The sequence below is a fragment of the Tolypothrix tenuis PCC 7101 genome, from assembly GCF_963874875.1.
In the GTDB taxonomy this organism is placed as follows: Bacteria; Cyanobacteriota; Cyanobacteriia; order Cyanobacteriales; family Nostocaceae; genus Aulosira; species Aulosira tenue.
The window spans coordinates 1,172,185-1,186,518 of record NZ_CAWNJS010000001.1; the positions used below are offsets into that span (position 1 = coordinate 1,172,185).

Annotated in this window: 13 protein-coding genes and 1 pseudogene; 4 read left to right on the plus strand and 10 right to left on the minus strand. The window is 41.1% G+C overall.

The genetic code is table 11. The features are described from left to right. The first annotated feature begins 67 nt into the window (after window positions 1-67). Window positions 68-367: a hypothetical protein gene (locus AACU25_RS04725; protein WP_045872635.1), complete on the plus strand. Its 300-nt coding sequence runs from the start codon at window positions 68-70 to the stop codon at window positions 365-367. Window positions 368-630: 263 nt separating this feature from the next. Continuing rightward, on the plus strand, window positions 631-2,361 hold the full coding sequence (locus tag AACU25_RS04730; protein WP_096574132.1) for a serine/threonine-protein kinase: 1,731 nt from the start codon (window positions 631-633) through the stop codon (window positions 2,359-2,361). Between the two features lie 395 nt (window positions 2,362-2,756). Here the strand turns inward: AACU25_RS04730 and clpB are convergent, their stop codons facing one another. From clpB to typA, 10 genes and pseudogenes are all read right to left on the minus strand, one after another. After that, on the minus strand, window positions 2,757-5,426 hold the full coding sequence (gene clpB, locus AACU25_RS04735; protein ID WP_096574133.1) for an ATP-dependent chaperone ClpB: 2,670 nt from the start codon (window positions 5,424-5,426) through the stop codon (window positions 2,757-2,759). A gap of 692 nt (window positions 5,427-6,118) precedes the next feature. Continuing rightward, window positions 6,119-6,550 (minus strand): lactoylglutathione lyase, encoded by a 432-nt coding sequence (gene gloA, locus AACU25_RS04740; RefSeq protein ID WP_096574134.1) that lies wholly within the window; start codon window positions 6,548-6,550, stop codon window positions 6,119-6,121. A 331-nt stretch (window positions 6,551-6,881) separates the two neighbouring features. After that, window positions 6,882-7,472, minus strand: a complete 591-nt coding sequence (locus AACU25_RS04745) for a Uma2 family endonuclease (protein WP_096574135.1) — start codon at window positions 7,470-7,472, stop codon at window positions 6,882-6,884. A gap of 97 nt (window positions 7,473-7,569) precedes the next feature. Next, window positions 7,570-8,211 carry a Uma2 family endonuclease gene (locus AACU25_RS04750; RefSeq protein WP_096574136.1) on the minus strand — a complete coding sequence of 214 codons (642 nt, stop codon included), beginning with the start codon at window positions 8,209-8,211 and terminating at the stop codon, window positions 7,570-7,572. A 250-nt stretch (window positions 8,212-8,461) separates the two neighbouring features. Beyond that, window positions 8,462-8,746, minus strand: a complete 285-nt coding sequence (locus AACU25_RS04755) for a hypothetical protein (RefSeq protein WP_096574137.1) — start codon at window positions 8,744-8,746, stop codon at window positions 8,462-8,464. Between the two features lie 102 nt (window positions 8,747-8,848). Further along, window positions 8,849-9,028, minus strand: a pseudogene (locus AACU25_RS04760) (BrnT family toxin); the annotation flags it as partial. Between the two features lie 97 nt (window positions 9,029-9,125). After that, window positions 9,126-9,398 carry a YgiT-type zinc finger protein gene (locus tag AACU25_RS04765; RefSeq protein ID WP_199347130.1) on the minus strand — a complete coding sequence of 91 codons (273 nt, stop codon included), beginning with the start codon at window positions 9,396-9,398 and terminating at the stop codon, window positions 9,126-9,128. Further along, on the minus strand, window positions 9,373-9,705 hold the full coding sequence (locus tag AACU25_RS04770) for a DUF4258 domain-containing protein (RefSeq protein WP_339382003.1): 333 nt from the start codon (window positions 9,703-9,705) through the stop codon (window positions 9,373-9,375). Before AACU25_RS04770 ends, AACU25_RS04765 begins: the two co-directional genes overlap by 26 nt. Before the next feature lie 66 nt (window positions 9,706-9,771). Further along, the gene (locus tag AACU25_RS04775) at window positions 9,772-10,533 is read right to left on the minus strand and encodes a DUF6585 family protein (RefSeq protein ID WP_096574139.1); all 762 of its coding nucleotides are present in this window, start codon (window positions 10,531-10,533) and stop codon (window positions 9,772-9,774) included. 155 nt (window positions 10,534-10,688) lie between these two features. Beyond that, window positions 10,689-12,479, minus strand: a complete 1,791-nt coding sequence (typA, locus tag AACU25_RS04780; protein WP_096583495.1) for a translational GTPase TypA — start codon at window positions 12,477-12,479, stop codon at window positions 10,689-10,691. A gap of 501 nt (window positions 12,480-12,980) precedes the next feature. Between typA and AACU25_RS04785 the strand changes: the two genes are divergently transcribed. Together AACU25_RS04785 and AACU25_RS04790 are read left to right on the plus strand one after the other, a co-directional pair. After that, window positions 12,981-13,604 carry a serine/threonine protein kinase gene (locus AACU25_RS04785; protein WP_321206553.1) on the plus strand — a complete coding sequence of 208 codons (624 nt, stop codon included), beginning with the start codon at window positions 12,981-12,983 and terminating at the stop codon, window positions 13,602-13,604. Between the two features lie 105 nt (window positions 13,605-13,709). Beyond that, window positions 13,710-14,273: an HD domain-containing protein gene (locus tag AACU25_RS04790; protein WP_096574140.1), complete on the plus strand. Its 564-nt coding sequence runs from the start codon at window positions 13,710-13,712 to the stop codon at window positions 14,271-14,273. The last annotated feature ends 61 nt before the right edge of the window (window positions 14,274-14,334 follow it).

Here is a 14,334-nt window from a genome sequence, read left to right on the forward strand (position 1 = left end):
ATTTCTCACAAATTAGAACTCAGAACTCAGAACTCAGCACTTCATTAAAACTCTGCACTCAAAAGCTATGAGATTTTGGCATTTTTGGTTAAACAGCTTTATTGTATCCAGCCAATACAACCCACCCCGGTTTGTAGAGTTATTAATGTTAATGCTAGCGATCGCAATGCTAGGGATGGCGACTATTCTGCCAGAAAGTCCACCTTATTTAGTGCTGGGTTTGAGTTTGGTAGTTGGGGCATCGATTTCTATTTTAGTCAGAGAAGCGATCGCTCCCTCACCCCAAAGCAAAATTACCCAATTCACAGCATTACTCTTGCTCTTAATTAGCCTCTATGGTTTTGCTGACTTGTTGCAAACATTTTGATTAGGTTGGCGAAATTAAAAATAATTGGCTAAGGTTGTCATTTGGTGTTTGGTGTTTGGTGTTTGGGGTTGGGTATTCGGAATTAGACATTGCTTATTTTACTTTGTCTTTCTCTACTTCTGTGCTTCCCCTACTCTCCCTGCTAATACAGCAATAAGGAACATTGCTGGCTGAGTGCATAGTCTACTTACTGGAAACTAGCTTTAACTTCAAGAAAGCTAAAGAGACGCTAAAATCAATTCAGCCTTTGTATTGTAGCGGTTGTGTCCCACATCACGCAGAGTGCGGTTCACTGCATAAATCCTAATTGTCAACGCCCTTATCCCCAACCTTGGGGAAACAAATTTTGCAATAGCTGTGGCGCACCGCTACAGTTGTTAGATCGCTATGTGCCAATTCAGCCTTTAGGATCGGGAGGATTTGCCCAAATTTATACAGTTTGGGATGTTAAAACTCAGACAGAAAAGGTGCTGAAGGTGTTAGTGGAAAATTCCGCTAAGGCGCTGGATTTATTTAGACAAGAAGCCTCAGTTTTAATTAATTTACGGCATCCAGGAGTTCCAAGAGTAGATGCTGACGGATATTTCCTCATAAATTTAATTAATCCCGAACAACACCAACTACCTTGTTTGGTGATGGAAAAAATTAATGGGCAGACTTTAGAAGATATCCGCAAAGACTATCCTCAAGGCTGTCCAGAAGAGATGGTGTTGAGCTGGTTTACGCAAGCTGTGGAAATTTTGCAAGAATTGCATAAACGCCAGATTATTCACCGGGATATCAAACCTTCTAATTTGATGCTACGCAACTCTCTGTCAAATTCACCGATTAGGAATCACCTGGTGTTAATTGATTTTGGCGGAGCAAAGCAATTTAGAGATTCTCAGCCACGTTATCAATCAAGTTCAACTCGCTTATTTTCTTCGGGTTACAGTCCCCCAGAACAAGTGAGTGGTGGGAATGTGGGGCCGAGTGCTGATTTTTATGCCTTGGGTAGAACAATGATTGAGTTACTCACGGGCAAGTATCCGCCAGAATTAGAAGATGTGCAAACTGGGACGTTGCAATGGCGAAATCGGGTGAATATTAACCCCAAATTTGCAGATTTGTTGGATGAGATGGTGCAGGAGGATGTGCGATCGCGTCCTACAAGTGCAAATATCATTAAAAAAAGATTGACGCAGCTTTCTTCTGTCTCGCTACAACAGCAGTTATCTTCTTTACTGCAAAATACTAATCAGCAAGTATCTACTAGACTGGCTCTGCTTACTCAATCCCTAGAAAGTGCAGTAGGAAAATTTACTAAGGCTGTAAGTAAAACTACGCTTTTGATTATCAAGGCGATCGCGCAATTTTTGCTCGCCTGTATCATCACAATCTGGGCGATGATATTAACGGGAATGGGTGCAGCCGTAGGAGCGATCGCAGGTTTCTTTTTAGCCTACCGCACAATATTAGGCGATCGCGTGGCGCAATTTATCTTTCTGCAAGTACCTGGCTTATTTCCCGAAAATCAAACTGTCTTAGCATCAGAAGTGCTGATTTTTGCCGCCGCAGGTTTAGGTACTGCATGGGGACTGACTCTAGCTGGAGGTTTTGCCCAACGTAGGCGGTTTTTGGTGGTGTCGTTGATGGGTACAATCAGCTATGGTTTAGGCTGGTTAGCGTTGCAATTAACCATCCCTAGAAACAGCAATGAAGGCTTGGTAGTTTCAATTGTGTTTGCAATCTTCCTGCTCACATTGAGTTTAGGGCTTCGCAGTCATCGCATAGTCTACGCTGTCATTACATCTTTGGGAACTGCGCTAATTTTTGCAGCTTTAATTCGCTTAGAGTTACTACCAACTATCTTTCAATTTTCCACCCCACCCCGATGGCCAGAATTATTACCACCAATGATTTATTTTGCTTTTGAGGGTATTTTGCTCAGTTTTTGGCTAGGCGTGAGTTATTACCTCATCGTTCCTGGGTTGCGCTTGTTAGGTTGGCGTTAGGAATTTCCAACTAAAAAATATCTTATCGGTGTGTAAGCAGAGGAAGCAGGGGCGCAGAGGAAGAAAATTCTAATTTCTTTTTCGCTCTCAAAATTAGATATTTATTTTTTAAAATTCCCTGAATAGAGGATTATGTAGCAATACAGTTCAGTTAAGAAAATTAATTGACAATAAAACCCAAAAACTAGTTACTCAACAATAATTTTGGAGGGGGTTTGGGGGACGCAACCGTCACCCAATCGGGGGTTTGGGGGAGAATCCCCCAATTGAGCTAGCTTTTTACACAACTGACAAATCAATCACTAATGAACTTATCTGAACTGTATTGAATTATGTAGCACTATGAAATATCAGCAGATTTCATAGTGCTTAATCATAAAAATTTTGCCTTGATATTAAACGTCAGCGGTAGGTTCTAATAACTGAACCGTAGCTGATGGCGTTGCTACTTTAACTGACTGTTTTTTGCTGAAAGTTAGCCCCGCTTCACCTTTATCAATGAAAATCGTGTCTCCAGGAATAAAGGTATTTTCCAGTAGCTTGGTAGCAATGGGGTTTTCGACTTCACGCCTAATTGCCCGTTTTAAGGGACGTGCACCATAAACTGGGTCATAACCTGTTTCTACAAGGTAGTCACAAGCCTCTGCGGAGATGTCAAAAGAGATTTTTTGCTCTTTAAGGAGATTTTCGACGCGTTTGAGTTGAATGCGAATGATATGGCGCATTTCTGAGCGACTGAGGGTGTGGAAGATAATAATGTCATCCACACGGTTAATAAATTCGGGGCGGAAGTGCGATCGCAAAGCTTCGGTTACCCGATTTTGCATCATTTCATACTTGGAGTCGTCACCAGAGACATCAAGAATATGTTCGCTACCGATGTTACTGGTCATGACGATTACGGTGTTGCGGAAGTCCACTGTTCTGCCTTGGGAATCAGTAATTCTACCGTCATCCAAGACTTGCAACAAAATATTGAAGACATCGGGGTGGGCTTTTTCCACTTCATCTAATAGCACCACTGAGTAAGGATGGCGGCGCACGACTTCGGAAAGCTGACCACCTTCTTCATAGCCTACATACCCTGGAGGCGCACCCACTAGGCGCGATACCGAGTGTTTCTCCATATACTCGGACATATCCAGGCGTACCAAAGCATCATCAGAATCAAAGAGAAACTGCGCTAAAGCGCGGGCTAGTTCAGTTTTACCTACTCCTGTCGGCCCCATGAACAAAAATGAACCAATAGGACGACCGGGGTCTTTCATCCCCGCCCTAGCACTACGAATGGCGGCGGCGACGGCGGCGACAGCTTCTTGCTGACCGATAACGCGTTGATGTAAATGATGCTCTAATTGCAGTAATTTCTGTCTTTCCGATGCCATCAAGCGATTTACGGGTATTCCTGTCCATTTAGCGACGATTTCCGCAATATCTGCCTCTGTTACTTGTTCACGCAGTAGTGTGGAACCTGTGCTTTGAATTTTTAACAGTTGCGCTTCTTTAGCTTCGCGATCGCGCTGCACTCCCTCTAATTTGCCATACTTCAATTGAGCAGCTTTGTTGAGGTCATAGTCACGTTCTGCTTGCTCAATTTGCACTCGTAAAGCGTCTTCTTCTTTCTTTAAAGCACTAATCGCTTCTAATATCTGCTTTTCACCTTGCCATTGGTCGTTAAATTTTTGCTGCTTGGCTGTCAAAGTGGTAATTTCTTGCTCAATACGTTGTAAACGTTCTTTAGTTTGAGCAGTACCTTTATCTTCTCCAGCTAATGACAGCTTTTCCATTTCTAGCTGCATCAAGCGCCGATCAATTGTTTCCAGTTCTGCGGGTTTGGAGGTAATCTCCATTTTCAGCTGGGCTGCAGCTTCATCTACTAAGTCAATGGCTTTATCTGGTAAAAAGCGATCGGAAATATAACGCGCTGACAATGTAGCTGCGGCTACAAGTGCGGAATCGGAGATTTTGACGTTGTGATGAACTTCGTAACGTTCTTTTAGCCCTCGCAGAATGGAGATTGTATTTTCAACACTTGGCTGATCGACAAATACCTGCTGGAAGCGGCGTTCTAAAGCTGCGTCTTTCTCAATATGTTTGCGGAATTCATCTAAGGTTGTCGCCCCAATACAGCGTAATTCGCCCCGCGCCAGCATCGGTTTGAGCAAATTCCCTGCATCCATTGCCCCTTGCTGGCTAGAACCTGCACCGACAACGGTGTGTAGTTCGTCAATAAACAGTACTATTTGACCGTTTGATTCTGTAACTTCCCGCAAAACAGCTTTTAAACGGTCTTCAAACTCACCTCGGTATTTAGCTCCAGCAATTAAACTACCAATATCTAAAGAAATTAGCTGGCGGTTTTTCAACGATTCGGGAACGTCACCGTTTACCATGCGCTGTGCTAAAGCTTCTGCGATCGCAGTTTTACCTACCCCAGGTTCACCAATTAAAACGGGGTTATTCTTACTACGGCGCGATAATACCTGAATAACGCGGCGTATTTCATCATCTCGCCCAATTACTGGGTCTAGCTTCCCTGCTTTTGCCTGTTCTGTTAAATCTCGACCAAATTTTTGTAAGGCTTCATAGCGCGACTCAGGATTTTGATCGGTAACTTTTTGGCTACCGCGCACAGTTTTGATTGCCGCCTCTAGCTTACTACTATCAACATTAAAGCGTTGGAGGAGCTTGCGACCGATGCGATCGTCTTCAGCAAAAGCCAGCAGCATATGTTCTATGGAGATGAAGCCATCTTTCATCCGCACTCGACTTTCTTCGGCGCGATCGAGTAGAACATCTAAACTACGTCCTAGATAAAGTTGATCGCTTTTCCCCACCTTGGGTTGACGTTTAGTAAAAGCTTCCAGTTGTTCTTGCAAGGCTACTGGATCAACCTCAGCTCGAGCGAGAATACGTATTGCGATGCTAGTAGGTTCTTCTAACAGAGCAATCATTAAATGTTCAACATCTAGTTGCTGTTGTTGATAAGCACGGACTATATCCTGAGATTTAACGATCGCTTCCCAGGCTTTATCAGTAAATTTATTAGGATCTGTAGGTTGCATCTTTAATAATTTTCAGGTTGAGATTTCAGAATTTTGCCGCCAGTGTAAGAGTTTCCTTGCTTGTTAGGATGTGGCGCGATTTTAGTTTAGAAATTGCCGTTTGGGGAAGGATAAAGGCACAAAAAGCTCAAGATAGTTAGCTTAGTCGTGGTCATAGCCGAGAATTAAAACTGTGCTACTTCATAGTTCATACTTCCTGCTTTGCTCGTAGTTTCCCCCTCAGTAAATATCGAAACATCATTCTTATGTATCGGCTTGTATCTCTAGGTGCAATTTAAAGTTGCTAATTTATAAGCGATAGTGTGACTGACTTCTATACTGATGCTATCGCATACAGTGTAGGCTGTTCACCAACTTGATCTGCCAAGCTGAAAGATATTGGTGAGCTTGTAGCCGTCATGAAAATCGCATTTGTGAATTAATGCATTAGTATAATGCCATCTTAAGGTCAACTTGTTAGCAATTAAATATTTCAGTTCTGTTATCTAAAAATCTTTAAATAAAAAGCGCTGATTCTGAAATTTATTGTTATTCAGTGAATTAACTTAACTCGATAGTAATCAGGAATACAAATTCCAGTTCAATGATAATCAAGAAAGCGATCGCCATACCTGTTGATAGGAAATCCTTTTTTTGAAAATAGATTTTTAGCTTTCAGCATTGGCGATCGCTCAAATGTTTTACTTTGATAATTACTTAGTTACCAGTGTTTGTGATTCCTGTTTACCTTCAATTCCTAAAGTACCCAATTGAATCAGTTCCACCCGATAGCCGTCTGGGTCTTCCACAAAAGCAATTACTGTAGTACCGTGTTTCATTGGGCCTGGTTCTCTTACTACCTTACCGCCACGATTTCTAATTTCTTGGCAAGTAGCATTAATATCGCTCACACCAATGGCAATATGACCATAAGCATTACCTAATTCGTACTTTTCCACCCCCCAGTTGTAGGTTAGTTCTATGACTGTATTGTCACTTTCGTCACCATAGCCAACAAAAGCTAGAGTAAATTTTCCATCTGGATAATCTTTTCGCCGCAATAATTTCATTCCCAGGACATCAATGTAAAATTTCAAAGACTCTTCAAGATTACCCACCCGTAGCATTGTATGAAGTAAGCGCATAATTACCTTTGCTTTGTGTTGGATTCAGCTATTGTTGTCTGCCAACATTGTACATACAACACCGTTTGAGTTTCAGGTCATGGCAAAAACCCAGTTTCTCAGCTTGTACTCCTATGGGGAAGCAAACTAAATAAAGCCTCTACATTGGCAGGCTGGTATTGAGCAATCATTATCATCAGGAATAAGAACAAAAGCTTTGATAGTGAACAATGAAAAAAATTACTGATAAAATTTTATGTTTAACTGCTGGCGGCTTTATTCAGATTAACTTTACATTGTCAGCTTCTACATAAATGCGTAATACCGCAGAAATTTTATTTTCAGAATAATATTACTTTTTCCGATTTAACCAAGCAAACACATCATCAGCAGAGAGAGTTAAATTCAAATCTGCTAACACTGGTAATATATCTTTTCCTGATAACAAATCTGGCAAAGAATTCGGTTGATAAACTAAAATACAGCGTTCATTTGGGTCAATCAACCATCCTAGCTGACTGCCATTTCGTAAACAGTGTAAAATATTGCCAGTTACTTTAGTTTGACTTTGAGTAGGGGAAAGAATTTCTATTAACCAAGTGGGTGCAAAATCAATACCAGTGCTAATAATTTCTCCACTTTCATCAAGTGGTAGTTGATTGTTAGAGATAACAACTACATCAGGAACGACTGAACGATTACCGAAGGTACAGCGCAATTCAGGAAAGGCTTCATAGTCACTTTCCAACCCATCAATTACAGCAACTAAGCGTTTTTGCAATAAGCTGTGTTTACCTCCTCCCATAGGTTTCTGAATTGCTTCTCCGTTAATATATTCCCAAGCTGGTGACTCCTCAATGTATGGAAGTTTTAAAAACTCCTCTATAGTCTTGCTTTCTGTAACTGTGCGTTGGTCAGTGGTTTGGTCAAGTAGTGGGGGCATCGCGTTTACCTCTAGCAATCCCTTCCTGAATTGTGGCATACTCTTTACCTGCATGACTATCGTAGGCAAGGAAAAGTATTGATTTGTTTTTTATTTATTAGGATAAATGCTGTTTTACCCAACTCCGAAAAGCTTTCAGCGTTGCATTTCTACCTGCGGTTTTACTGTTTTCCAGATATTGGGGAATTACTGCAATCAAAGGTAAATGCGGAAAATTTAAACTTGACTGAGACTCTACATAATTTCCATCTTGTAAAAGATTAATTTTCAATATACCTTTTTCAAAACGCCACAGTTCCGGCACTTTTAAAGCTTGATATATATTTGGATGAGTACGAGAAGTAATATCAATTTCTAAGGCTAAATCAGGTGGTGGATCAACTGTTAAATCTAGTCGCTTTTTGCCACGAATTAAAGCTTCGTTTTTAATATAAAAACATTGATCGGGTTCTATGCCATGAGCCATCAATTCATTTTTGAATGTAGTAGAGCCAAGACATCTAAATTCAATATCTAATTCTTCTAATAATGCTTTGATTAAATCACTGATAATTTCTTTATCGTCTTCATGTTCTGACAATGGAGCCATAATTTCTAAGATTCCCTTGTCATAAGCAATTCGCGCTGCACGATGTTCGCCCAACTCTTCAATAATTGTTTCTAATTCTTGCCAAGTGACATCTTGCAGTAATACTCTTTGCCCTGGTGGAAGATGGATGCGCTTTAACTCCAATAACATCTTTCTAGCTCCTTGCAGTTTAAAGACTTCAACTCCAACTCATAAATTTTCTGACTACATAAACAGTGATAATCAGATTCTCTCAAATTTACTGGACAAAGTGCGATCGCAGATTAATTACGTCCCCGTGATACAGTATATTTGCGGGAAAAATAGAAGGCGATCGCTTTATGTAAGAATCCCTGCTGACTAGCGATAGATTAGTCATTGACTCAAGAATTTGAGTATGGCAACGGCGATCGCAATTGCACTATTTTTGAGTAACTTCAGTGAGGGCTTCATGGATAACCTCATCGCTAACACCGTGACGCTTCAAGCTAGCAATCAGTGCTGAGATAGTATCCCCCTCCAGTCGTTCGAGATCAACTCTTAGCCCTTGCCCAATATAAGCACGCACTAACGGCTGATAGCCAGAAAATCCCAGTAATGGCGCTATTCTTTTCAAATCTTCAATGACATCTTCGGGAATACGAATTGTGATTGTAGTCATTGGACGATTTTTATCGAGTCGCTTTTTCAGTGCTTCAGCTTTCATAATATTCTCGCTCCTTGCGTGTTGCTTTACGAGCTGAAATGATCTTATTTCGTTTTCACGTTCAATGTAGACGACATACAGAAGATTCCACCGTCTGTCTAAGCCAATAACAGCATCTCTTTCTTCATCATTGCGACTTGCATCAACAACAACTAAAAATGGATCGAAAAATGCCTCTGTGGCTTGCTGAAATGTCACGCCATCATGATTGTTAGGATTTATCCAAGCTTTTTCTTCGTTCCAAACGAAAGTGACACCATTAAGCACGAAATACACATCCATAGGTTACATAGTAGACATTGTGTATTTACGTTGTCAATACGTTTTATAAAACAGAGATATTTCCGTACATTGATTTGATCAAGTTACGCGGCGTTGATTATGCTGATTCTAAATGAGCAACCGGAATTTGTTCGGTTCTTTCAGGGGGTTTTGCTCCAGTAGCAACAGCATGAACCGCATGAAGAATATCCGCTGAGTAGTAGCGATTGCCACAGGTATCACAAACACCAATCGTCACATCTTCGAGGATGACAAATCCATCTCTATGTTTAAATGCCTCGCGCTTGACAGTTCGGGGTTGAACAGTTCCTTCGCAATACTCGCATCTATATCCATACATACGGCTAGCCTTGAGCTTCAGTGACTTCATAAACAGTGATAATCAGATAACGTCCGTTGCTTGCGAAACGTCCAACAATCCCAACAGGCGTTTGTTGATCCAATCCAGTTCCTACTACTATATATTTTGTTCCTCTTGGGTCATCTTTTTCAACTCGGATGACTTGACCTGTTAGAACAGCTTCTTCTACATCTAAAATTGTCAGCATATCCTCAGCCATTTCTTCCATTGCATGGGCTGACATATCGTATTGGCGGAGTCTAATCTTTTCTCTGATCCGGTCAATATCACTGCGAGGCACTTGTTTGTTCAGGTAATATTTTGCTAATGATACCAAGCCTTAACTCAAAAAAATATAGCCTGGTTAAGGGATAAAGCAAATCAAGTTTATCAGTAATAAAGATTAAGGTCTAGCACTATTAAGAATAGTATTAGTCATTTCTATAAAAATATATAAATTGTATATTGTCGATACGTCCGTAACATACCAATTCTTTTTCAGCCAACCACTATTTTTTGTCCTAATGTAAAGTTTGCCTGCTGAAATATCTATACGTTCAACTGCTAACCAAGGTAGTGTAGCATTTTTAGCTTTTATTCCATGTTTACTGATTGTTATTTCTCCAAAAATAACCTCTTGTCCTAGATTATAGTTAAACTTGAGGCTAGGCATAAGATGTTTAAAAAGTTCATAATTTAAATACTTACCTAATTCCTCATTAGCAATTATTTCATCAATAATGATTATTTGACCATCTTTAGTTTGAATAGTGTATTCATAAGTTGTTCTACCATTAGGAATTATAAAGTATAGATAATATCTAGCGCTGTATTGCCATAACGCCACAATATCACTAAAATTTATAATGTTTATTTTCCTCTTGCTAGAATTATAAACTAATCCCTTTTCATATAGAAATAAACGTTCTTTTAGGATATTTATAATACCGTATGCTAAAACACTAGCTATTATCAGACATACTAAGCTTATAATTAGGCTTACGCTTCCTTGCGGTAACCCCAATAAAAACTGAAAGATACTAAACAAAATAAGACCAACAGTAATACCAATAATCTTACCAAGCTCTCTGGAAATTTTTGGCTTAAATTCTTTAACAAATTTTCCTAATATAGGATGATTTAACTGCTGCTTACTTTGTCTCATGTGTAATATACATCAAATATTATTAGACTTGTATTTATTGTTATACCCATTCTAAAAATGATGTTTACGCACCTAGCAAATAAAAAAGCCTGCTGATGCAGGCTTTTTTTGTGATTTTATTAACTAAGCGAGTAGGGAAAAACGACCTCTACAAATTACCGTTTCGCCAATTTCTTCGCCATCTTCCGCAGACGAATCGATTTTGGTGTAACTTCCACCAATTCATCGGGGCCAATGTATTCCAAAGCACGTTCTAAACTCATGTCTATCGGTGCTTGCAACTGCACTAGTTCATCACCACCAGCAGCCCGGTGGTTGGTCAACTGCTTGGTTTTACAAACATTCAGTTCTAAGTCTTGGGGACGATTGTGTTCGCCCACAATCATGCCTCTGTAAACTTTAGTACCAGGTGTAATAAAGAATGCGCCTCTATCTTCCGCATTCTTCATGGCGTAGAAGGTAGAAACACCTTCTTCAAAGGAGATTAAAACGCCTTTGTTCCGGGCTTCAATATCGCCAGAAAGTTGACGGTAATCCAAGAAGCTGTGGTTCATGATGCCTTCACCACGAGTCATCCGCATGAATTCACCACGGAAACCAATCAAACCACGGGCGGGAATAATAAACTCTAGTTGAGTGCGATCGCCACTACCTGGTTGCATATCTTGCATTTCGCCTTTGCGTTGTCCCAGGCGTTCAATACAGCTACCCACCGCATCACCAGGAATATCTAACACTAACAGTTCGTAAGGTTCACATGGTTGACCACTGACTTCGCGGTAAATTACCTGTGGCTGAGATACTTGAAACTCGAAGCCTTCCCGGCGCATGGTTTCAATTAAGATACCCAGATGAAGTTCACCACGACCGGAAACGAGGAATTTATCGGGAGAATCGGTTTCTTCGACACGTAAAGCCACGTTGGTTTCCAGTTCGCGTAACAGGCGATCGCGCACTTGTCTTGATGTCACCAACTTTCCTTCTTGACCTGCAAAGGGCGAATCATTTACCCAGAAGGTCATTTGTAAGGTTGGTTCATCCACTTTAATCAGTGGTAAAGCTTGGGGTTCATTGGGATCGGTAATTGTTTCCCCAATATAAGCATCAGCGAAACCAGCTACCGCCACAATATAACCTGCGGTAGCTTCTTCCATTTCCACCCGTTTCAAGCCTTCAAAGCCCATCAACTTGGTGATTTTGGACTTGACAATTGCGCCACTTTCTGTAATTAGCGCCGCTTGTTGTCCAGCCCGGATAGTGCCGTTGTGAATTCTGCCAATTACAATCCGTCCCAGGTATTCAGAATAATCTAGGGTTGTGACTTGCAATTGCAGGGGCTTGTTAACGTCGCCTACTGGTGGTGGAACGTGTTGCAGAATTGCATTAAACAGGGGTTGCATATCTACCGCCTCTGCTTCCATGCTTTCTTTGGCATAACCACCCATACCGGAGGCAAACAGATAGGTAAAGTCACACTGGTCTTCATCTGCTCCTAATTCCAAGAACAGATCCAAAACTTTATCAACAGCAATGTGGGGGTCAGCGTTAGTACGGTCAATTTTGTTGATGACAACGATGGGGCGCAGACCTTTTTCTAACGCTTTTTTAAGTACAAAGCGTGTTTGGGGCATAGGCCCTTCATTGGCATCGACAATTAAAAGACATCCGTCAACCATGCCCAGTACGCGTTCAACTTCGCCACCGAAGTCAGCGTGTCCAGGTGTATCAACAATATTGATCAGCGTCTCTTTGTAGCGAACCGCTGTATTTTTAGAGAGGATTGTAATCCCCCGTTCTCGTTCCAAGGCATTGGAGTCCATGACGCAATCCGGAACGTCTTCCCCTTCGCGGAAAATGCCGGATTGTTTAAGGAGTGCATCAACCAGGGTGGTTTTGCCGTGGTCAACGTGGGCAATAATGGCGACGTTACGAATTGGGAGCGTCATAGAAGCTTTACTGTGAACTGTAGAGGGGGTTATTAGGTGTACATTTCGATGCGAGGATTCTAGTACCGCTGGGCGGAAATCAAAAGAAGCCACTGCTTGCAGCAATTGGCATTCAAAAGTCAAAAGGGGCCAGTGCGTTGCTTTGATTCCAAAGTTTGAGCAACTGGCGTTCAAAATTCAAAAAGCTTATAGCATAGGCTTTTCGCGGGTTTTGAATAGTTGCTTTAGTTGCGCCTTGCTGTACTAGGCTGTTTTAACAGAATTGAGGATGAAGTACAAATTCTGTAAAGAACCTTTAACAATTCTAGCGTAATCGTCACAATTGCGGCGACTTTTGCGATCGCTGCCTAGCCAGAAAATTAAGCAAGTTAGATTCTATATTTCGGCTTTTCAATATTTACTCACTCGTGAAGCTGCATTTTTCGCAAAATTCTGGAATTTAGTTACTTATACTCACTCTTAGCAGATGAAAATCTAGACAATCCCCACTGAAAGACATTGATGTGTCTGTATGCCACAATTGACACCAGCGTTGTTAACTTGAGCATCATGACTTGGGCATCAGGAAAGCAATTACAGGGCGGAAAGTACAGGATTGAACAAGAATTAGGTGCGGGAGGCTTTGGTATCACTTATTGTGCCAAAGATAATAATGGGCGCTACGTGGTAATTAAAACTTTGAATGAGCAAGTGCAACGCCGCCCTGACTTTAGCAAGTTTCAGCAAGATTTTCTCAATGAAGCGATAAAACTCGCTAAATGCACTCATTCCCATATTGCGCGAATTGATGAGGTAATTCATGAGGATGGCTTATGGTGCATTGTCATGGAATACATTGATGGCGAAAATTTAGCTTATAGAGTTGAAAATCAAGGTGTTTTGCCAGAGGCGGAAGCATTACGATACATTCAACAGATTGGTGAAGCGCTAACTCTGGTTCACAATCACGGCTTACTGCATCGGGATGTGAAACCGCAAAATATCATGTTGCGTGCTAATGAAACAGAAGCAGTGTTAATTAGCTATCAAGTCAAAGAATCACCCTTAGCATTTTTAAATAACAATGGTTATCATCCCCTAGCAAAGGAAATGATGGATAAAGCTTGTAAAAGCGCAAATTTATAGTAGTAACCTCATCAGCAGCTTGTCTGTGTTTGTCAGAGATGTTAGCGCAAGCGATCGCCTAATTTTTCAGCTACAGTGCGATTGATATAAACTGTTTAAAATACAATGCTTTCCGAACGCTTTACCGTCGCCCTTGTCTACGCCACTGAACTGCACGCCACACAAGTACGTAAAGGTTCTGGTGTTTCCTATATTGCCCATTTATTAGGCGTAGCCAGTATTGCTTTAGAATATGGCGCAAATGAAGATGAAGCCATAGCAGCACTTTTACATGATGCTGTAGAAGATCAAGGTGGTGCAGCTACCAGGGAAGAAATTCGCCGCCGTTTTGGAGATCATGTGACAGCAATTGTCGATGGCTGTACTGATGCAGATACTATTCCTAAACCGCCTTGGCGACAGCGCAAAGAAGCATATATTGCTCACTTACCGACAGCATCGCCATCAGTTTTGCTGGTGTCAGCTGCGGATAAAATCTACAACGCTCAGTCTATTGTCAAAGATTACCGCGTCTTAGGCGAATCTCTTTGGCAGCGTTTTCAAGGCGGTAAAGAAGGTACTCTCTGGTATTATCAGACCCTTGTGGATACTTTTAAGCATACTGGGCCTACGGCAATGGCTGAAGAATTAGCAAGAGTAGTGCTAGAGATGGTAAATTTGGCATCTTAAAAAAAATGAAGGATGAAGTGAAAAAAATTCAGGCTTCATTCTTCATTCTTAATAATTAATT